The 19,628-nt window shown below is 53.1% G+C and carries 19 protein-coding genes; 6 read left to right on the forward strand and 13 right to left on the reverse strand.

Features of this window, described 5'->3' with window-relative positions; genetic code table 11:
* Position 1: 1 nt before the first annotated feature.
* The gene (locus tag RX717_RS09710; RefSeq protein ID WP_054327324.1) at positions 2 to 703 is read right to left on the reverse strand and encodes a JAB domain-containing protein; all 702 of its coding nucleotides are present in this window, start codon (positions 701 to 703) and stop codon (positions 2 to 4) included.
* Between the two features lie 30 nt (positions 704 to 733).
* Positions 734 to 1,333 (reverse strand): GNAT family N-acetyltransferase, encoded by a 600-nt coding sequence (locus RX717_RS09715; protein WP_054327323.1) that lies wholly within the window; start codon positions 1,331 to 1,333, stop codon positions 734 to 736.
* A gap of 263 nt (positions 1,334 to 1,596) precedes the next feature.
* On the opposite strand from RX717_RS09715, the gene RX717_RS09720 reads away from it, so the two are divergent.
* From RX717_RS09720 to RX717_RS09730, 3 genes are read left to right on the forward strand one after another with little or no spacing between them, the layout of a single operon-like run.
* Positions 1,597 to 2,151, forward strand: a complete 555-nt coding sequence (locus RX717_RS09720) for a DUF4364 family protein (protein ID WP_107632006.1) — start codon at positions 1,597 to 1,599, stop codon at positions 2,149 to 2,151.
* A gap of 5 nt (positions 2,152 to 2,156) precedes the next feature.
* Entirely contained in the window at positions 2,157 to 2,522 is a 366-nt protein-coding gene (locus RX717_RS09725) for a CidA/LrgA family protein (protein WP_147574152.1), read from the forward strand.
* On the forward strand, positions 2,519 to 3,214 hold the full coding sequence (locus RX717_RS09730; RefSeq protein ID WP_054327320.1) for an LrgB family protein: 696 nt from the start codon (positions 2,519 to 2,521) through the stop codon (positions 3,212 to 3,214). The genes RX717_RS09725 and RX717_RS09730 overlap by 4 nt, the downstream gene beginning before the upstream one ends.
* Before the next feature lie 120 nt (positions 3,215 to 3,334).
* On the opposite strand, the gene RX717_RS09735 is transcribed toward RX717_RS09730, so the two are convergent.
* The 7 genes from RX717_RS09735 to RX717_RS09765 form a co-directional block, all read right to left on the reverse strand.
* Positions 3,335 to 3,877 (reverse strand): NADH peroxidase, encoded by a 543-nt coding sequence (locus tag RX717_RS09735; RefSeq protein WP_054327319.1) that lies wholly within the window; start codon positions 3,875 to 3,877, stop codon positions 3,335 to 3,337.
* A 27-nt stretch (positions 3,878 to 3,904) separates the two neighbouring features.
* Positions 3,905 to 4,318 carry an RrF2 family transcriptional regulator gene (locus tag RX717_RS09740; RefSeq protein ID WP_054327318.1) on the reverse strand — a complete coding sequence of 138 codons (414 nt, stop codon included), beginning with the start codon at positions 4,316 to 4,318 and terminating at the stop codon, positions 3,905 to 3,907.
* A 389-nt stretch (positions 4,319 to 4,707) separates the two neighbouring features.
* On the reverse strand, positions 4,708 to 7,857 hold the full coding sequence (locus RX717_RS09745) for a UvrD-helicase domain-containing protein (RefSeq protein WP_107632004.1): 3,150 nt from the start codon (positions 7,855 to 7,857) through the stop codon (positions 4,708 to 4,710).
* Positions 7,858 to 8,652: 795 nt separating this feature from the next.
* Complete coding sequence (locus tag RX717_RS09750; RefSeq protein ID WP_107632003.1) at positions 8,653 to 11,028, reverse strand: AAA family ATPase; 2,376 nt, start codon at positions 11,026 to 11,028, stop codon at positions 8,653 to 8,655.
* Between the two features lie 69 nt (positions 11,029 to 11,097).
* Entirely contained in the window at positions 11,098 to 11,733 is a 636-nt protein-coding gene (locus RX717_RS09755) for a recombinase family protein (protein ID WP_107632002.1), read from the reverse strand.
* A 998-nt stretch (positions 11,734 to 12,731) separates the two neighbouring features.
* Positions 12,732 to 13,295 (reverse strand): Uma2 family endonuclease, encoded by a 564-nt coding sequence (locus RX717_RS09760; protein ID WP_107632001.1) that lies wholly within the window; start codon positions 13,293 to 13,295, stop codon positions 12,732 to 12,734.
* Between the two features lie 3 nt (positions 13,296 to 13,298).
* On the reverse strand, positions 13,299 to 13,499 hold the full coding sequence (locus RX717_RS09765) for a hypothetical protein (protein WP_107632000.1): 201 nt from the start codon (positions 13,497 to 13,499) through the stop codon (positions 13,299 to 13,301).
* A 788-nt stretch (positions 13,500 to 14,287) separates the two neighbouring features.
* Here RX717_RS09765 and RX717_RS09770 point away from each other — a divergent pair.
* From RX717_RS09770 to RX717_RS09780, 3 genes are all read left to right on the forward strand, one after another.
* Positions 14,288 to 14,563 (forward strand): hypothetical protein, encoded by a 276-nt coding sequence (locus RX717_RS09770; protein ID WP_107631999.1) that lies wholly within the window; start codon positions 14,288 to 14,290, stop codon positions 14,561 to 14,563.
* 97 nt (positions 14,564 to 14,660) lie between these two features.
* Positions 14,661 to 14,798, forward strand: coding sequence for a hypothetical protein (locus tag RX717_RS09775; protein ID WP_159068207.1), 138 nt, complete (start codon positions 14,661 to 14,663; stop codon positions 14,796 to 14,798).
* 393 nt (positions 14,799 to 15,191) lie between these two features.
* Complete coding sequence (locus RX717_RS09780; RefSeq protein ID WP_107631998.1) at positions 15,192 to 15,596, forward strand: hypothetical protein; 405 nt, start codon at positions 15,192 to 15,194, stop codon at positions 15,594 to 15,596.
* Between the two features lie 481 nt (positions 15,597 to 16,077).
* Here RX717_RS09780 and RX717_RS09785 read toward each other — a convergent pair whose 3' ends face one another.
* The 4 genes from RX717_RS09785 to RX717_RS09800 form a co-directional block, all read right to left on the reverse strand.
* On the reverse strand, positions 16,078 to 16,836 hold the full coding sequence (locus RX717_RS09785) for an RNA polymerase sigma factor (RefSeq protein WP_107631997.1): 759 nt from the start codon (positions 16,834 to 16,836) through the stop codon (positions 16,078 to 16,080).
* A 484-nt stretch (positions 16,837 to 17,320) separates the two neighbouring features.
* Complete coding sequence (locus RX717_RS09790) at positions 17,321 to 17,650, reverse strand: hypothetical protein (RefSeq protein ID WP_107631995.1); 330 nt, start codon at positions 17,648 to 17,650, stop codon at positions 17,321 to 17,323.
* Positions 17,647 to 18,921 carry a replicative DNA helicase gene (locus RX717_RS09795; RefSeq protein ID WP_107631994.1) on the reverse strand — a complete coding sequence of 425 codons (1,275 nt, stop codon included), beginning with the start codon at positions 18,919 to 18,921 and terminating at the stop codon, positions 17,647 to 17,649. Before RX717_RS09795 ends, RX717_RS09790 begins: the two co-directional genes overlap by 4 nt.
* Positions 18,915 to 19,622 carry a helix-turn-helix domain-containing protein gene (locus tag RX717_RS09800; protein ID WP_107631993.1) on the reverse strand — a complete coding sequence of 236 codons (708 nt, stop codon included), beginning with the start codon at positions 19,620 to 19,622 and terminating at the stop codon, positions 18,915 to 18,917. The genes RX717_RS09795 and RX717_RS09800 overlap by 7 nt, the downstream gene beginning before the upstream one ends.
* Between the last annotated feature and the right edge of the window lie 6 nt (positions 19,623 to 19,628).

The raw sequence follows: 19,628 nt of genomic DNA on the forward strand, positions 1-19,628 counted from the left end.
CCTATCTCCTTTCCTGCCCGATCAGCAGCTGCTTCCGCATGGAGTAATACTTTCCCCGCGCGACAATACAGTGGTCGAGCAACTCGATGTCCATATCATTCAGGTAGCGTTCCAGCATGCGCGTCACCTCGATATCCTCGTGCGACGGGAGCGCTCTCCCATTCGGATGGTTATGGGCAATCGCCACGCCGGCCGCCTCGCTCAGCAGCGCGTTGCGGCATATCTTGCCGCAGTCCACGCGGACCTGCGCGCGCCCGCCGCGGCCGGCTTCCTCGCATTTGATCACCCTGCCGGCACCGTCGACATAGGCGGCGATCAGAACCTCCTCGCTCTCCCCCATAAACTGCGGCACGAAAAACGCGCCGATCCGTTCGCTGCTGTTAAGCTTGTCCCCATTCGCCTCCATTTTCGCCACATCGGCCTGATACCGGCCGACCAGCGCGAAAGCCACCTTGATCAGCGACGCGGTATGCGGCCCGACGCCCTTCACCTTCTGAAGCTCTTCCGGTGGTGCCTCCAGCACCGCGTGCAGCGAGCCAAAACGCTTGAGCAACGCGTGCGCGGTCGGGTTGGTATCGCCGCGCCGGATCGCGAAAAACAACAGTAATTCCAGCACCTCATGGTCGGCAAACACCTGCAGACCAAACCGGCGGAATTTTTCCCATACGCGCTGGCGGTGGTTTTCATGCAGATTGGGTTCCATGGCGGCCTCCTTTTTCCCCGTCCCGCAGCTTCACAGGTGGATCCGCTGCTCAGCCTGCCGCAGCACGCGGTCCACCAGCGGACTGTCCTGTATCTCCGGAAACGGTACGGCGGGCTGCGGTTCCCCCTCATGCGGGCGCAGGCTTTTGCCCATCCACAGCACGTCGCGCCACTGGCCGAATTTGTACATGCTCTCTTGGTACGCGCCCGAAATGATAAAGCCCATGGACTTGTGGAATTTCATGGAACGTTCGTTCGGTGAGGTGATGCCGACATAGATGTTATAGTATCCCTGCATGGTGAGCAGTTCAAACAGGGCGGCGTAGATTGCCCCGGCGATCCCATGGCGGTGCCATTCCTCCGCAACATAGATCGACGTCTCCACCGACCACTGATAGGCCGCGCGCGTGCGGTGCGGCGAAGCATAGCCGTAACCGGCCACCTCGCCATCAACCAGACAGACCAGCCACGGCAGCCTTGCCATATAGGTGCGCATCCTGCCCACGAATTCCTCCAGCGATGGCGGCGTGTATTCGCTCGACACCGTGGTCTGGATGACATAGGGCGCATACAGCGCGAGCATGGCCGGCGCATCCGCCTCGCCCGCAACGCGCAAAACAACTTCCGACATGCGGTTTCCCCTCGGTTTCATAAAAATCTGACACTTTATTATACCGCGCTGCTCTCTGTTCTTCAACAGCTTTTTCCCATTTCCGCTTCCAAAAATCGTACATCCGTTCGCCTTTCATTTGTGCGTTTTTTCGGCAAAAGCGGACGTGCTGCCACCGACCCTCCGCTGGGCGGCAAATAATTGCCCGGCCGGACCGGTTGCTTTTTCGGGCGTTTTAGGATATACTAAAGGAGCGATTTTTTGAAAGAGGAGGTCTGCGCTGTATGGTTCGCTATGGCTTTATCCACTCCAAAGAGGATATCAAATTCCTCGTTCTTTTTGCGATGGATTTGCTTCCCTTTCCGGTTTCCTTCAACGCCATCGTTGATCTGACGACCTGGTGCGACGAGGGGTTCGGCTATTTCGAGCTCAGCGAGGCCTTTTACGAAATGCTCCCGACCGGACATATCGAAGAGGTCGCGGACAGCGTCGAAACGCTGTACCGCATCACGGAAAAAGGGCGCGAGACGACCCGCATTTTTGAAAAGCAGCTCCCGTATCCAGTCCGTGAGGCGGCGCAGCGCTCCGCGCTCCGTGTCGTGCGGCAGATCCGACGGGACGCGGCGATCCGCACTCGTGTGAGCGAACGCTCGGAGCACGACCTGACGGTCCGCATGGAGATGGATCAGGTGTTTGCGATCGAGATGGATGTTGTCAACCGCGCGCAGGCCGCGCTGCTCGAGCGCACATTCAAATCCAACGCCGAAGCAATCTACCAGACCTTGCTCTCCGCCATGACCGCCAATTATGAAACCAGGAAAGAAGAAGATGCCACTTGAAATATATGAAGCAATTGGGCGTTCTGCTTGCGTGCGCTGTCGCAGGCGACGCCTTTTCCATTCTCCTGCGCGGCCGGCTGCCCGGCAATGTACTCGGCCTGACGCTGCTGCTGCTTCTGCTCGCATACGGTCCGGTCAGGCTTGGCCATATCGAGGATACGGCCGACTTTCTACTGCACAACATGGCGTTTTTCTTTCTGCCCGCCTGTCTGGGCGTGCTTGAGATTTTTGCAGAGATCAAAAGCGAGGTGTTCGCTCTTCTGGCGGTATGCGTTTTGACCACCTTCTGCACCGCGGCCGCTACCGCATTCACCGTGCATATCGCGCTGCGACTGCAGCGTAAAAAAGACAGGGGAGGCGTCCGCCCATGACCGCTCTGCTCTCCAGCGCACCGTTTTGGATATGCGTTTCGATCGCATGCTATGCGTTCGGACAAAAGGTACAGCGCCGGACCGGCTCCGCGCTCTTCAATCCGTTGCTGATTGCTTCCGTTCTGGTTGGCTTGCTGCTGGTGTGTACTGGCACCAGCTACGAGACTTATAACCAGTCCGGCCGGCTTATCTCTTTTTTCCTGACCCCCGCTACTGTTGCCCTTGCCGTACCGATCTACCGCAAGCTGGACGTGCTCCGGCAAAACCTGTTTCCCATCCTTGCCGGCGCGCTCGTCGGCTCCGTGGTTTCCATTGCAAGCGTGATTCTTTTTTCCCGCCTGTTCGGTCTTTCGGACACGACCATGCGCTCGCTCATCCCCAAATCCGTGACCACGCCTATCGCAGTTTCCCTTTCTGAAATGCTGGGCGGGCTTGCGCCGGTCACCACGATCGCGGTGGTGTTCACCGGCATTGTTGGCGCGATGCTGCTGCCGGTGTTCCTCAAGTGCATCGGCGTGCGCAACGAGGTGCAGATGGGGCTTTCCATCGGCACCGCCGCGCATGCGGTCGGCACCTCGCGCGCTATCGAGCTGGGGGAAACCGAGGGCGCAATGAGCGGGCTTGCGATCGGTATTGCCGGGCTGCTGACTGCTTTGATCGTATCGGTCGGTTCCCTGCTCTTATCGATCTGAAAGAAATGCACCTTTGCCGGCGTTCGGAGCAGCGAGTGGAAGCCCATCGACTATGACCAACATCGTAAGAAAAAGAGGACGGAATCAATCCGTCCTCTTTCCATTTCTCAACAAACAGGCTTAGCCGAAGTAACGAGCCAGCAGACCCTCGAAAGCCTTGCCGTGGCGGGCCTCGTCGCGGGCCATTTCATGTACAGTATCGTGGATGGCGTCAAGGTTGAGCGCCTTAGCACGCTTTGCCAGATCGAACTTGCCGGCGGTTGCTCCGTTCTCCGCGTCAACACGCATCTCAAGGTTCTTCTTGGTGGAGTCGGTCACGACCTCGCCCAACAGCTCGGCGAACTTGGCGGCGTGCTCGGCTTCCTCGTAAGCCGCCTTCTCCCAGTACAGGCCGATTTCCGGATAGCCTTCACGGTGCGCAACACGAGCCATCGCCAGGTACATGCCGACCTCGGAGCACTCGCCCTCGAAGTTCGCGCGCAGATCCTTCATGATGTCTTCCGGTGCGCCCTGCGCCACGCCTACCACATGCTCGGCCGCCCAAGTCTTCTCGCCGGACTGCTCCTTGAACTTCTCAGCCGGAGCATGGCAGATCGGACACTCGGCCGGAGCCGCCTCGCCCTCATGAACATAACCGCATACGGAACAAACAAACTTTTTCATGATTTTTTTCCTCCTAAAAAATATTTTTTACTTTTTCACGGGTGGAAGGAACCGCTCCATGGTAATGGAAAACAACTGCTCCCGCAGGGATTTGTTGATTTCGCCAAACACATGATGAAAATCGCATTCTTTCCGGCAGCCCACGCGCGTACACTGGAATTCATTGGCAAGGCAGTGATTGATTGCAATCGGCCCGTCGATGCATTCAATGATTTCGCCCAGACTGATCTCGGAAGGGCTTCGATTGAGCTCATACCCGCCGGCGACGCCTTTATAGGATTTTGTAATGCCGGACTGCGTCAGCTTGCGCAGAATCTTCAGCGCAAACCGAAGCGTTACCCCTGTGGTTTCAGAAATGTCCTTTGCGCATTGCTTCCCCCCTGCCAGCGCCAGACAGTAGGTCACACGAATCGCATAGTCCGCTTCATGTGTGATTCTCAAATCGTTCCTCCCTTTCTCTATTTGGAACACCTTTAGTATAGTATTGTTCAGCAAAAAAGTCAATAGGTTTTTATAGAAATAAATATATTTTTTTAATTGATATTTAATATCAATTTATTCTTCCCTGCTAACTGCCCTTTTCCCGAATACGTTTACAAAGATAGTATATCATATCGCCGGTTAAATGTCTAATCATTTTGTCTCTTTTCTGCGCCCCGTTTTGTCCAAAAACAGCGGGCGCATACCCCAAGCCGGTACGCGCCCGCCGCTGACGGCCGGATTTGGTTTTATCCCCGGCGCAAAGCGGGATGACCGCAGTCATGCCATGCCGGAGTAAGCAAGAGGGGCTGTTTCGCATCCGGAGCCCTCGTGCCGTCAAGCTCAGGCTCTTAAAAGAAGCTGATTTGCTCCTCCGTCTGCCGGCGCCGTCCCGTGCTTTCCCGCTGTACTGCCTCCGGCAGATCGCACAGGAATGGAGAAGCTTCTTTTGTCGTTGTGAGGATCAGCTCCTCCCGCGCCCGCGTCATACCCACATAGAACAGCCGCCGTTCCTCCTCGGTATCGGTCGGATGCTTTTGCGACACCAGCGGCAGCATGCCGGACGTTACTCCCGCCAGAATGACCGCCGGAAACTCCAGCCCCTTGGAGCCGTGCAGCGTCATCAGACGCACCGCGCCGGACTCCCAGCCTTTTCCCGCGGCGCGGTTTAGATCCGCCTCCTGCCCCATCGTCAGCGCATACCAGAGGCTGTCGAAATCCTCGTAAAAAACAGCCGTGTTGCGCAGGCGTTCCAGCGCGGGCGAGCTGCCATAGGCCTGCTCCCATCGTTCGACCAGTGCGCGCGGTTTTTCCCTGTCCACAAGCGGCTGCCACTCGGCTGCCCGCTCCAGCCACGCCTCCAGAAAGCCGTATCCCCGCACGACCGGTTCCCACACCTCAGGTTGGAAGCCCCCCTGTTCCGCACAAGCCTGACGCGCTTTCTGCACCAGATCCGCCGGGCAGTCCCATACCAACCGGAGCGCTGTTTCCAACGCGGTTTGATCTTCCGGCACACGCAGGAAACGGAAAAAGGACAGTACCCCGCGCACCTCGTCCGCGTCTAAAAAGTCCTCGCGCCCGCTGATGACGCAGGGGATGTCGTCGTGCCGTAGGCACTTTTCCACCAGCTCGAGCTGACGGTGGGTGCGGCAAAGCACCGCAATATCAGAAAACGCACGGACGGCGCGCTCCTGCCCATGCTTTTGTGCTTCCAGCATATCCACGCCTCCGGCAATGCGCCCTACTTCCTTGGCGACGAACACGGCCTCCGCAAAGTCGTCCGCCGCCGTGACCAGCCGCACCGCACCCCCTGCCGGACGGCTCGGCTCCAGCACGCGCGGGCCGCCTGGATTCCGGTCAATCACCGGCAGCGCGGCCTGTAGGATCTCCGGCGTGGAGCGATAATTGCGCTTGAGCCGGATCACTCGTGTATCCGGCCGCTCCTCCTGTAAGCGTCCGAAGCAGCGCCCGCCTGCGCCGCGGAACCCATAGATCGACTGGTCGGGATCCCCGATGACGAACAGTCCCGCGCCGCCTCTGCTCCATGCGCGCACCAACTCGTACTGCACGTCATTGATATCCTGAAACTCGTCCACCAGCAAATAACGGAAGCATTTTCGGCCAGCCGTATCCAGCCGCAGCGCCTCGGCCAGCAGATCGTCAAAATCCAGCACGCCCAGCGCGCGCAGTCGTTCGTTATAGGCCTCTGCCAGCTCCCGATCAATGCCGGCAGCGTCCGCCGCTATACCGTTTTTGAGACGGGAAACACCCTGCAGCAACTCCCACGCGCCGCCTTTCCGCCCGCAGGTCCGCAGCGTTTCCGCAGCAATGGTCAGCGCCTCGCTCTGTCCCAGCAGGCGAACCTCCCCCAGAAGGCGCAGGCAGATCGAGTGAAACGTGCCGATCGTCATGCGCTGAACCGCACGCTTGCCGCCCAGCCGCTTTTCCAGGCGCTGACGCATTTCAGCAGCAGCCTGGTTCGTAAAGGTTACCGCCGTGATCTCATCCGGTTTGACGCCGCGCTCCTCCACCAGCCATGCGATGCGCGCGACCAGCGTCTTGGTCTTTCCCGTTCCCGGGCCGGCGATGACCGCCACAACAGGCCGGTCTGTCTCCACCGCTTCCCGCTGCTCCGGATTGAGCGTCTCGGGATTGGACTCCGGCAGCGCGTCCGGAGGCGTTCCCGCCTGTTTTAGCGGTATTTTGCGCGCGCCGCGTTTGCGCTTTACCGGTTCGGCGCCGAACAGGGACATCTGCCCGCTGTACTGCTCGATCTCCGCCGGAGTGAGCAGGGAAATCGTGCCGTATTCCCCGTCAAAGCCGGGGCGCCGCTCAACCTGCCCCTTGCGTAGGCGCCGGACACCCTCCGCCACGCAAGGTCCCGCCAGCCGCTCGATCTCTTCGATCGGCGACTGCCGCAGAATATGGAATTCCGGCCCCAGCTCGTGCAGCAGGCGTTCATACTGCTCCATGACCTTTTTACCGGCAGCGGAAGCGCCCGTCGAGGCTGCAATGACTTCGGGCAGCGGTGCCAGGCTCTCAAACGGCTTGGCGTTTTCCGGCCGGAAGCCCTCCGGCCGATCGGCCAGCTCCTCCACCCGATGCTCTACGCCGATCGTCAGCTTTTTCCCGCATACCGGACAAAGCCCCTCCCGCGCCGCGGTTTCCGCAGGCGTCAGGCACACGCCGCAGTTCCGGTGTCCGTCCAGATGGTATTTCCCTTCCTCCGGAAAAAATTCCACGGTCCCCAGGAACCCCTCGCCCGTCCGGATTGCATGCGTCAGCGCGGAATACGAAAGCGCGGTTTCCAGCAGATTGGCTTCGCGCCCCAGCTTGGAGGGGGAATGCGCGTCCGAATGGGAAACAAGCGTCAGCCCGTCCAACTGGGAAACGCGCCAATTCATCGGCGGATCGGATGAAAGGCCGGTTTCGACCGCATGGATATGCGGCGTCAGATCCGCAAAGCATTCCTCTATCGTGTCAAAGCCGGAGAAAGCGCCGAACATGGAAAAATGCGGCGTCCAGATATGCGCTGGAATAAACTCCGCGTCAGGGCAGGCTTCCAGCGTCAGCTCCAGCAGGTCGCGGCTGTCCAGCCCCAAGATCGGGCGTCCGTCCGAGCGAATGTTGCCAATCGCCTCCAGGCGGGCGGCAAGCTCGTCCGCCGCTTCCAGGCTTGGCAGCAGAATCACATTATGTACCTTCCTCGTCCGGCCGCCCCGCTTGTAGATCGAGCTGATCTCGCCGGTCACGACAAAATACGGCGTCTCTCCCTGCATGCTGTCCGGCAGGCGCAGCGCTTCCCGCAGGGTATACACACCGTCGCCCGCAGGCACAAGCTGCTCTTTCAGCTCAGACCGCCATGCTGGATGGGTAAAGTCACCCGTGCCGACCAGCCGAATGCCCTTGCGTCTGGCCCACCAGTCCAGATGCGGCGCATCGCAATCCCGACTGGTTGCGCGCGAAAAACGTGAATGGATATGAAGGTCTGCAACATACATTATGGTTTCCCTCGGTCACGAAATATTTTCTTTATTATTATATCCCTATTTCAGCGCAGGGGCAATGCCCCGCGCCGAAGTGTCAAAATCAAAATTTGAACCCGTGTCCTGTTTCGGCAAATACAGATGTTTTTCAAGCAAAAGGACGGATGTCAGGAATTTGCCGAGTGGAAAGTGCAGAGAAAAATTAAACAATAAAAGCAAGCATGGCCAGGAGTGATTAAAACAATTCTTCTGTCGCCTCACACCAATGAGGGCTTAATGCCATTAGTTGTTTTTCCGTTTTTTAATCCAGTCCTTCCGCCGAAACGCCATGCCAACTATACAGATGGCAATAATGGATACAAAAAAATTACAGTAAAGGCTCTATCTCTGCCAGACATTTCGTTTGTATGTGTATTAATAACGCAAAGCAGGGAAACACAATAGATTACCACGAGTCCACTTGCTGCTATTAGACAGGGCGATTCCATTCGTTTATAAAATTGAGGGGATTTCTTTTCGAGTAGTTTGTCAACAACTGCAATAGCAATCAAAAAAATCAACTGCTTTATTTCCACAGGGCTGCACGCCTCCCCGTTCCTGCATTTGTCTAATCACTCTAATCCCATCCTGCATCCCATTATATCGAACAATAGAAAAACACAAGGGAAGGGATATTGTCCCTGCTCTCACCTGCCATATATTCTCGATAGAATAAAAATCCGAACGGCAGTATCCACTCGAATACTGCCGTTCGGATAATCAAAATATGGAAAGGACGGTTAAAATCGATATTTTGTTAAAGGTTCCACTCTATTTCACATTTGTCATCCAATCATCCAATTCTTTCTGGGCATCTGGCAAATGAGACAATACATGTGCTGGGTTAACACAATACATAAAACATAAGACGTCTCTGGCTGTGTGTTGTTTCTCTGTCGTGGTAAGATGACTGAAGAAACTCATCTCTGGTGCTCCTTGTACGTTTTCCTTAGAATGGCTTTCAGTATTCAAAACCAAGCGATACATGGAATTCTGGAAATATGCTCTTTTATTCTGATCAGGAATTAGCGTGAGCACCCGTGGATTCAGGCTGACTTTCTCGACACCTTCTTTAAATGTGAATGTTGCAAACGCTTCTAAGACTCGTCTTGTTGTGTTACCGATGGTTAGTTCCGCCGCAAAATCAGGATTACAACCATATTCATACACACAGCGCATTAGCTGCGTGTATTCATTGTGAGAATTTGCCATAAACGGGGTTATTGTCTTATTTAGAAGTTGGAATGAACAGTACTCAGAGTTCTTCCCTATTCCAGCACAATTCGAAGAAATTTCGTCCAGGGCTTTCTGCAAATCAAACATCACACTCACATCATGCGTCATCATTAGAACTTTTGTTGTTGCACATGATGTAAGAATCTGATTTAGCTTATATCTTAAAAATGATAGAATTCCTACTCGATTTTCAACATCAAAACTTGAAACAGGATCATCAATAACCAGGAACATTTCATCATAGTATAGTTTTTGAAATTCTGTTTCTTTTGCAATTTCAGCAAAAAAATAACTTAAGGCCAAAGCATTTCGTTCCCCACATGATATTTTATTCGGAGAAACATCCTTCCCACTCACTTTCAAGTGGTACATTTGGTCGTTTCCAAGATACAATTGGAGTCTGGTATCACTATAGAAGATATAAGAAAGTGATTTGTTAATCTGCTCGACAGCGATTTGAAGATTCTTTCGTTGTGCATCTAAAAGTTGACGCTTATCTAAAAGGTTATTTTTAGCTTGAAGTGACTTGGCCAACTCTTTCTCTGCGGTTTGCTTTGCTGTTCTCTGTGATATCAACGATTGATATTCAGAGTCAATTGTATAATGGGCAATCTCATCATTAAATTTCAAAAGGTCTTTCTCTGTAGTCTGCCTATTTGTAATAATTTGATTATAGGACAATCTTTTATCTTCTAACTTTACTAAAATATCATTCAGCTGTTTATACGCGGTTATCAAATCTGTGAAGGTATCATACTGTGCCAGAGAAAGGGGATCAGAAATTTTTGCCTGGACAACTTTATTGTGATTTCCAATTGCGCTATTAACAGAGGATATTTGTAAAATTAAATTCCCAAAGAGTTCGGAATCCAAGACACTATAGTCCTGATAAAAGTCTGCTTGGATTTCGGACAATATTAATTTTTTTAGCTCGTTGCGGTATTCCTCTACTTCGCGGTTCAAGATATTCTCAATTCGCTGTAACGATTCTACCCGATGTTCCTCCGATATTGGCTGTAAACAGGTTGGGCAAATCTTGTGCGATCTTACCGATAAGAACCCCTTTGCAGTTGAAAGCACATCAATGCCCATCGACTGGAGTAACTCCTGCTCACGCGAAGTCAATGTTGGTTTTTGTGGCATTTTTGCTAAAAGTATTTTTGCAGATTCTACTATCTTTTCCGGAGGCTCGATAGCCCGAATCTGTGGACTAATAGGTAATGCAGAAGCATCAGTACTATCAAAGACAACCAACAATTCATCAAGCGTTGCACGCGTTGTTGCCTCATCCATACGAGGTTTTAACTTACCAAGCCTGTCTACTTCTATCTCTGTTACACGTGTTTTAATGTGGTTCTTTTTTATACGGATTCCACTCGTTTCAGCCCACCCGCCAGCGGCCTGTAATTTCTTAATGATTAAACTTTGCCAGTATTCTGGGGCCACAACATTAGTTGCTGATTTATACTGTTGGATAAACTCGCTTTTGGAATCGATGTCAGTTTGAACTTGAGCAATCTGTTTCTCCAGCTCCTCTAACTGCTTTTCAAGTTCAACTTGTTTACCAAAAAGAACGATTGTCCCCAAGCCGCTTTCCTGTACTCTTATATTTTGGGAAATATATGTTTCGTCAAAAACAAAGAATTTCTCGGCTTTCAATCCTGGAGACATTTTAATGATATCTGTTTCAACTACAGGAATCAAATCTACTGTTTTGGGTGTTGTTGACATTGCGTATTCTCTAAATCCCTGCGCAATCGTACTCTTACCACTCCCGTTAGCTCCATACACCAACGCGACTCGGTTCTTTTTTGGTGCTCGATGAGTAGGGAACAGATTAAGTAAGGCAGTCGTATCAAAAAACGGAGATTTTATATTTATCCCTGTCATGCTGTCAATTGTTGTTGACATTATAATCTCCTCCTCACGCAGAAGTGCTGATAGGGATATTATACCAGACAGCCTGCTACAAGGATAGACTTAATTCGGGAGCATCTCCAAATATTCCGCACATTGCAGCTCAATCTGTAAACTGCCATCAGACTGGACCAAGATGACATCGACCTTGCTTTTGATCTTGTCCCCGTCAAATGTGCTCAGGCCTAACTTCTCACAAAAGACTTCCTTGATCCTGTCCTCCGGTATGGAGGGCGAATGCTGGCAGAACTTTTTTCCATGCTCCACCCGGCTGGCACAACGCCAGACGATCTCGCCGGATGGCCGGGTAATGCGGCGGTAATTATGGCCACATTCCGCGCAAACCAAAAGGCCGCTCAGTACACTCTGCGAGTTGTACCGGGTGGCCTTTCTCTGATGGGTGTCCTCATCTATATTGCTCCGCCTGCTTTTCTCTCCCTGCACTAAAAAGAAATCGTCAAAGCTGACAATGGAGCCGATGTACTTCTGATTGGAAAGCAGATTGCTGAGAACTGGCTGTGTCCAGCGTTCCCTGCCTTTAGGGGATGGAATGTTGCTCTCGAACAGAAAATCAGCAATCCCGCCCAGGCTCATGCCGGAGAGGTATTGCTGATAAATCATTCTCACGATATTTGCTTTTTCCTGATCGATGGCCACATGACCGTTTGGCGCGAGATAATATCCGTATGGGACGCCCATGACGAAGATGCTCCTCTCTGAATTTTTAATGTCACTTATATGGAAGTTTTCTCTAAGGCATCATGGAGAAGTCAAGGATATGTGGATTATAAACTTGTGAAAGGGCCACAAAACCTGATATAATTCTCTGATTTTACTGTTTCTGGAAAAGCAACGCCCCTGAAATAGCAAGAAACCTGCTTTTGACCTAAATCAAAAACAGGTTTCTTTGCTGGTCCGAGTGACAGGACTTGAACCTGCGGCCTCTTGACCCCCAGTCGACTTATTTTGTGTTCGGTTGCGTCTATATATGCAATTAAAACACAAGATATAGCGTTTTATGTCATGTATCACATACTTTTGCGACCACTTAACAACCGCTGTTTTCAGGTGCATAAACACCAAATAAACACCAAGCAAACACCACAAAAAGCAACCGTCCGTATTGCAGCCTTGCCCCGATATTTCGGGGGAATACGCCCTTGTGCGTGCTGTCGATTTCTGTTATACTTTGTACAGGCGCTACCGAGCCAGCGGTAGGCGGTTAAGTCTTGCCCCTGAAAGGGGGCTTGCGCATGGACTATCAAGCTATGATCTTGCTTTTGATCGTTGCTACAGGGTACATAATCGCAATAAAAAAGAAGTAACCGCCATCACGTCCAAATGAATGCGGTTACTTCTCAACCAAAGCATAGGGGCTAACCGTCTACCGGTAGCGCCCTTTTCTATACTCAGTATACCCGCCCCGAGCGGGATTGTCAAGCCGTCCAGCAGGGCGGTTTTCTTTTGCCCTCAGAACGCGCCCGCTCGACCGGCAAAATAGGATTTTGTCTAAGCAAGATACCGCCATAACTGGCGACATCCCCACATGCAGGAGAAAGGTGTCGTGTTGTGCGACACCCCCTAATCCGCTCAAAATTGAGCCGATCACTCATTGACGTTTTGTCGTTAAGCTATCTTGAAAAGGCTTTATCCTTGCTCCGTACAGTACCGTCTCATACTGACGCGAGGGTCATATCTCACAATACCTTGGACAAATCCAACACACACCCATCCAGAGAAAGTATGCGCGCCGCGGTGTCCTCACTGGTATAGACTGCTGCTGTGCGGTATACGCCGTTTTCCAAGGCAAACACCGTCACATTCCGTTCCTGCGGCGATACGATCCAGTATTCCGGCACGCCCGCTTGCTGGTACTTGTTCAGTTTAACGAGCCGGTCAGCCTTCGCCGTGGATGGCGAAAGAATCTCCATAACGAGGGTCGGTGCGCCGATGCAATATTGCTCTGTCAGTTTTTCCGGCTCGCACACTACCACGATATCCGGCACATAGATGTTTGGCACGTCCTCCGCTTTCTGCTGCGCATAGTCGGGAAACAATACCTCGATCTCCGCAAAGGCCTGACAAGGCTTGCCGTCAAGGAGGTTCCTAAGCTGCTGCAATAGCGCGCCCTCTATATTCTGGTGCTGGATGCTCGGACGCGCCTGCATGACCGGCACCCCATCGAACAGTTCATACTTTTCGTTGCTTTCCCATGTCAGATAATCCGCATAGGTATAATGCTTTTCCTGCGGTAACGGCATTGGCTACTCCTCCTCGTGGGTATTATCCCGCTTGACCTGCTCATCTATGGCACGGTTGATAAATCCGTTCACGCTTTCCCCTCGCTTCGCTGCATGGGCTTGCAACTCGGTTTTACGGCCTTTGGGGACTTTTACTTCTATGCGGTCATAGTTTTGCTTAACATACTTTGCAGTAGCCTTCTGTTGTGCTTTGCTGGTCGACATATAAAAACGCACCTCCTCCATTATGCCATAATTATAGCACAATTATCTATTGTCGTCCATATAAAATATAAACAATATATTGTCGTCAATATTGTTTGATATGTCCATTGATATATTGTCGTCCATATATTATAATATAATCACAGCAAAGGAGAAAACAAAAACTCCCGAGCTGGGAGCCAACAGGCGGCACGGTTGTTCCTCCGTGGGAGGTGATACCGTGGAGATCGTACTTGCATTGTACATCATCTTTTTAACGGTTCTCGTCCTTAAAAAGAAATAACCGCCCTTAGCAAAAGAGCGGCTTTCCTTACAAGTTCTCGAGATTATGAGGAAGCCGACCCGTTGCAGCGGGGTAGCCGCCTTGTTGGTTCCATTATACCACGCACCACCACAAAGTCAAGGGAAGATCGCCGAGGGCAAGACCACCCGACCAAGAGCCATACCGCGTACCTGTGAGCGAGAGCAATAGACACGCAAGCGGGCGGCTGGCACAACTCCCTGAGACAGGTTGCAGGCAGCCCATTACCTGCCGCACGCAGTTTGCTCCGATAACGACCGCCGGAACAGCCCACCGAAACGGGCAGCAGCCCAAAGGGAACGAAAACCCTTGAAGCCCGCGACCATATCCCTGTGAGCCGACAGACGGCAATAGACACGAAGATGACGCGGGCGGGCGCGAGAATGCGCTGTATGCCATTTTCAAGGCATAGATACAAAAGACCACGTCAAAGCCACCAAAGCACACACAGCGCCAATTTTGGGCGAAAGCCAAAGGAGGAATCACGATGGACAAAACCGAGTTAAACAGCAAGGTCAAAGACCTGCGCGAGCTGCGCCGCATGTCGGAGGAGATCGCCGCCGAGATCGAGGCCATCACCGACACGATCAAGCGGGAAATGACCGCCCAGGGCGTGGACATGCTGACCGGTGACGACTGGAAAGCCACATGGAAGCCAGTACAGTCCGCACGGTTTGACAGCAAGGCTTTTAAGGTCGCCATGCCCGACCTTTACGAACGGTTCACCCGCTCGGCTGAGACAAGGCGGTTTGTACTCGCATGAGAAAAGCCCCTTACCACCGCCGACCAAAGCAAGGTAAGGAGCCTGCAAGAATAACCACCATAGGATTGTATCGCTTTCAGAAAGGAGTGAGAGCTAAGTGGAGAAAGATCAGACGATCACCGAGTTTATCGGCAATGCCCGGCATAACTCATTGCTGCTCAAACAGATTATTGCAGCAATGTACGGTACATGCGAGGAAAATATCACAATCCACGTTCAAATCGAAACAAAATAAGTAAGATGGTTGAAATAACTTTACCAAGGGAGCGTGAAAACAGTGTTAACAGATGAATTATACCTTTTATGGTCAAGCATAGACAAGCAGCCCGTACCGTCGGTGCAGAGGGCTACTGACGCGCTGTTTGGATGCCTTGCGAAGCGGCTCCCCTCCGATTTGTATAATCAGGCTGAAAGTCTGATTGGGGATTATGCTGGCGCACTGGAACGGCATGCGTTTATTTCCGGCCTTGGATTTTGCGCTGTGATTGAACAGGAGGCAAGCCATGCAGCAAAGGCGGGAATACTGTGCAGATCATAAAAAGCATAGCGTGCTTCTGCCTGCTCGCGTTCGTTGTCAACGCCCCGATACTGGCGCTTGTACTGGGACTATAACAGGAGGTACACACCGATGAATGAACGGATACAGGAACAATACGAGTTGTGGACACAATCAGAGCTATACCCCGTCGAAGGCGAAGCCGAAAGGCATCTGCATGACCTTCTGGGCGATGATACCACCCTGACCGACATGGCAAACGCCGCCGCAGTCGAGATACAGGAAGCAGCTTTCGCAGGCGGCTTTGCGTGGGCAGTCGCATTACACGACGCGGCAATAGAGGCCGCACAGGTCACAGCGCCACGATTGCTACATATCACAGAAACGCTCAAGAACAGGCGGGACGCGCTATTAGCCGAGGCAGAGCGCACCCAAAACAGCGCTCATTTTGACCGGTGCAGCGCCGCGGCCGAAGCCTACGGACACGCATACCGGATGATTGTGCCGATGGAGAAGGAGCCAAACCCGCACGGGTAAGGTTCCTTTTCTCATGTGTGCATGAAATATTCTTTTATCCTGACACTCAAAGCGACAGCGGCTACGAAGAGCATTTGACACTTTTCAAGGCTCGGCATACTCCCCTTCCCTGTAATTTCCCATAGAGTTGGAAAGAGTTACCCAGCCGACCGATCAAAACCCAAACGGCCACACACAAGGGAGGGGGGCATTTTTATGGTTTCACTTTCTCACATTTTATGCAGTTTTAGCAGGCTGTTAAAAACTCAAGTTTTCACAAGCAGCACGAATATCCTTTCTTTCCACCCGCTTGTGGTCAAAAGCAATCTCATTTACTTTTCCCGTGCGCGCGTAAATATCTCTTTTGTCCTGCCCCCCGTGCCGAGTTCAGGCGGTGGAACCTGGGGTGTTTTTTCGACGGGGGTGTTCGCGCTATCACAACTCCCTGCGATAACACAAGTTTCCCCAAGTCTTTTTAGGGCCTCCAAAATCTCCGGATACCTCACAGCAGCCCCTTTCCTTCAAGGCGAATGGTTGTCCTCTCTTCGACGCTGCCGCCGCTGTTCCACGCTGCCCAGCCCGTACCGTGATAAGCGCCCTCGCTGACGATCTGCTCCCTGTACTGTTCCAGCCTGCGGATGTTCTGTGGGCTTCTCAGCCTGCGCAGGCCCTTGTATTCCAGCTTGCGGGCATACTCGGCATTACATCCCAGTCTGTCCCCTGCTTCTGCCAGTGTCAGTCCGTCATAATAGCGATACCGGATCGCTGCGGCCTGTTCCTGTTCGAGCGCATCAAGGCACTTGTCCAAAGCGGCGTGAAGCTGCTCGATATAAAACTGCTCCTCTGCATCCTCGTAAGCGTCCGTTGGGTCTGGTACAAGCTCGCCGCGGGCAGTCTCGCTTCCATCCTCGCCGCGTACAGGCTCGTCAAGGCTGACGCTTTTCCCGAGCGGGTCGTGCTTCTGCCGCTCCGTGCGCCAGCCGACCATATCAAAGAAAACCTGCCTGACCGGATACTTGAGAAACGACGCGAACAGAACGCCCCGTTCCGGCTCGTACAGCCGCACAGCGAGCGCGACCGCAAGGAAGAAGGATTGTTCCACGTCCTCCCATGTTACGCCCATAGCAGCCATCCTCGCGCCTGCCTTGCGTGCCAGTTCGCGGAATATGGATGCGAGCACCCCGCGATTCTGCTCCCATAGCTGCGCCAGCGCGTCCCTGTCGCCTGTCTTGGCACGCGCGGCCAGTTCTTCATTTGTCATTGCGCATGACCTCCCGCTCGTGGTAGAATAAGACCACAAAGCAAGATCGAGCGGGAGAGCGGCAGGCCGTGCAGGGACTTGCCGCTTTTTTATGTGCGAGATCGCGCGGCTTTTTGCAAAATTTCGCGCGCGTGTAATGTCCACACGATCAGCGGAACGGGAGCACACGGCCGGTCGGGCGCGCCATTTCCTGTTTGCTACTCTGTGCTGTTTTCCTGTCCCGAAACCGCCGTTCTGCACAAGCTGGGCAGTAAACAGCCGTACCGAACAAGTCAGCTTCACCGCCAGCTAAAAGCTCATGCAGGTCAACGGCATGCTCCTTGCCGCATATTGGGCAAGTGGTGAAAACATTATCATCGCCGATGTCCAGTTTTTTCTCCTTTGTGCTTTAGATAAAACATTGCTATCGCTCCTTTTTTTATGTGTGAGATTTCGTGACTTTTTGTGATATTTCGCGCGCGTAATCTGTACTAAGTCGAACAGATCAGGCCAGCGATCCCTTCAAGTTCTCTGAGCTGTATACCCTCGCAACGAATTTAGAATCATCCAGCGCGCTTTGCATACCGCATCCAGCATCCTCGCAAAGCAGGGCGAACAAGTACCGCAGCAACGCCCGCTTTTCTGCCGCCATCAGGCGCGGGTATTCCTGCACCTTGCCCAGCATCGGCTCGGCTTCCGTCCTGTCGATTTCGCCGGACTTGTACCCTGCATAGATACGGCGGGCGGCGATGTATTGCAGGCGCTCGGTCTTGTTCAGGCCGTCAGGTATGGGGTGATCGTGGTAGGCGCGCTTTTTCAATTCCTCAAAGGTCATTCTTGATACCCTCCTTTCACTGGGATAAATCGTCCTGTCTGTAGGTTGAAGCCCAGTTCAAAGGCCGCTGTCCCCGCGTGCCGGTTTTTCGCGATCTGTGTTGAAACAAAGACCAGATCGCCGCGTTCGCTTTCCTTGCCGTACATATCCGGCCGGTGCATCAGCAAGACCGCGTCCGCATCCTGCTCTATCGCGCCGCTGTCCCGCAGGTCGGCAAGCCCCGGCTTTTTGTCTGCTCGCTGTTCGCTGGCGCGATTGAGTTGCGCAAGGCATAGGACCGGTACTTTGAGCGAACGGGCAAGGGTTTTCAGACTGTTCGAGATGGCGGTGATTTCCTCGTACCGGCTTGACCGGCTTCGTTCAGGCCGCAGCAGGCCGAGATAATCGACCACGACCAACGACAGCCCTTTGACCTTGCGCGCCATAGACCGCACATCAAGCACGGAACACCCCTCTTTGCCATTGGCATACAGCGGCAGGCGTGACAGTCCAACGTTTGCGGCCTGTACGCGCTGCCATTCCTCGGCAGATAGATTTTCGTCCAACAGCAGTCGGGTCGCGGATATTCCCGTTCGGCTTGATAACCGCCGTGCTTGAAGCTGGGAAACATCCATTTCCAATGACACGAACAGCACTGCGCCGCCGTGCTCCGCAACATTGCCCGCGATCTGCAAAGCTAAAGCCGTCTTACCACAGCCAGGGCGCGCCGCCAATATATAAAACCCGCTCGGAAGCATACCGCCGCCTAACGTGTCGTCAATCGACTGCAAGCCGGTTTTGACGATCTTCCCGCTTATCTGATCTCGGAAATCGTAAAAAGCTGATGCAATATCAAGTCCGGTCAAAAGCTGTCCGCTGTCCCGCTCGTCCAGCGCAGCGATCCGCTTTTCGGTTTCCGCGATCAGCGTTTCGGGTTCATCGCCGTTCAGTGCGCCGTCCTCCAGCAGTTTGCCGATAGTTGCCAGCTCGCGGCGGCGCGCTGCTTTCTTGACAAGCTCGATAGAACGGTCTAAATCGCGCTCTGCGCATGCGACTTCCATGCAGCCAAACAAGGCGGTACGATCTACGCCCGCGTCTGCAATCTCTACTGCGTTAGGCGGTTCCTTGCCGTCCAGATCAAACCGCCGCGCTATGTCATAGGCTTCGCGGTTGAAATCAGAATACAGATCATCCCTGTGCAGCTTGTCCAGCACCACCCGCCACAGGGCAGGGTCAACCAGACAAGCCCCGATCACCGCGTTTTCGGCGGTTAGAAAATTATCGTTCAGCAAAACTGCGCCACCTCGTTCCCATTCTCGTCAATGAATGTTTTCAGCTTCGGCACACTCGGCCTTGTCGCCGTAGTGTTAGCTGGCGGCTCGTCCTCCCACCTGCGGCCGTTCAGGTATGTACTGGCAAACGGGATAAACTGACCGCCGTCCTTCGCCCAGTCTGCCGACCTCGTTTGCCACTCCAACGCTGCAAGAATTTGGTCAAGCAGGGCTTGGTCTGGCCTGAGCTTGTCAAATGCTTTTTGTGCCTTGGCCTTATCCTGCTTCTTGGGGTACGCTTTCCAAAATTGCGCAAATGCGCATGTGTATTCATTCTTATTAGTCTTTTTATTATTATGTGTCGCGTTTTCACGACGGGTCCCGTTGTGTTTTTGCAACGGGTCTGTTGCGTTTTCACTACTGCCCGTTGCATTTTCACAACTGGTGGTAGCGTTTTCGCAACAGGGTATCAAAACTCGTCCATTATTCCCCGGTTTGCGGTACTCCGTTCGCACATACCCAGCCGAAATCAGTTCTTTGATAGCCGCTATAACTCGCGTCCGGTCTTTCCGATATTCGTTTGCGAAAAATGTGTTACTCGCCCAACATTCACCAGAATCGCTTGCGAGTGCTGCTATGTCGCCATAAAGCAGCCGTGCCAGTAGTGATAGGCTGCTATCCGTGCGCACCTGCGCAGGAATAATTGTGTAGTAGTCTGACAAGTGCGC

Source organism: Intestinibacillus sp. NTUH-41-i26 (assembly GCF_032769475.1).
Lineage (GTDB): Bacteria > Bacillota > Clostridia > Oscillospirales > Butyricicoccaceae > Agathobaculum > Agathobaculum ammoniilyticum.

Bases quoted from the DNA above. Each gene is read 5' to 3' on its own strand.
- RX717_RS09710 (WP_054327324.1), bottom strand. From the start codon at position 703: ATGGAACCCAATCTGCATGAAAACCACCGCCAGCGCGTATGGGAAAAA.
- RX717_RS09715 (WP_054327323.1), bottom strand. From the start codon at position 1,333: ATGTCGGAAGTTGTTTTGCGCGTTGCGGGCGAGGCGGATGCGCCGGCC.
- RX717_RS09720 (WP_107632006.1), top strand. From the start codon at position 1,597: ATGGTTCGCTATGGCTTTATCCACTCCAAAGAGGATATCAAATTCCTC.
- RX717_RS09725 (WP_147574152.1), top strand. From the start codon at position 2,157: ATGAAGCAATTGGGCGTTCTGCTTGCGTGCGCTGTCGCAGGCGACGCC.
- RX717_RS09730 (WP_054327320.1), top strand. From the start codon at position 2,519: ATGACCGCTCTGCTCTCCAGCGCACCGTTTTGGATATGCGTTTCGATC.
- RX717_RS09735 (WP_054327319.1), bottom strand. From the start codon at position 3,877: ATGAAAAAGTTTGTTTGTTCCGTATGCGGTTATGTTCATGAGGGCGAG.
- RX717_RS09745 (WP_107632004.1), bottom strand. From the start codon at position 7,857: ATGTATGTTGCAGACCTTCATATCCATTCACGTTTTTCGCGCGCAACC.
- RX717_RS09750 (WP_107632003.1), bottom strand. From the start codon at position 11,028: ATGTCAACAACAATTGACAGCATGACAGGGATAAATATAAAATCTCCG.
- RX717_RS09755 (WP_107632002.1), bottom strand. From the start codon at position 11,733: ATGGGCGTCCCATACGGATATTATCTCGCGCCAAACGGTCATGTGGCC.
- RX717_RS09760 (WP_107632001.1), bottom strand. From the start codon at position 13,295: ATGCCGTTACCGCAGGAAAAGCATTATACCTATGCGGATTATCTGACA.
- RX717_RS09765 (WP_107632000.1), bottom strand. From the start codon at position 13,499: ATGTCGACCAGCAAAGCACAACAGAAGGCTACTGCAAAGTATGTTAAG.
- RX717_RS09770 (WP_107631999.1), top strand. From the start codon at position 14,288: ATGGACAAAACCGAGTTAAACAGCAAGGTCAAAGACCTGCGCGAGCTG.
- RX717_RS09780 (WP_107631998.1), top strand. From the start codon at position 15,192: ATGAATGAACGGATACAGGAACAATACGAGTTGTGGACACAATCAGAG.
- RX717_RS09785 (WP_107631997.1), bottom strand. From the start codon at position 16,836: ATGACAAATGAAGAACTGGCCGCGCGTGCCAAGACAGGCGACAGGGAC.
- RX717_RS09790 (WP_107631995.1), bottom strand. From the start codon at position 17,650: ATGACCTTTGAGGAATTGAAAAAGCGCGCCTACCACGATCACCCCATA.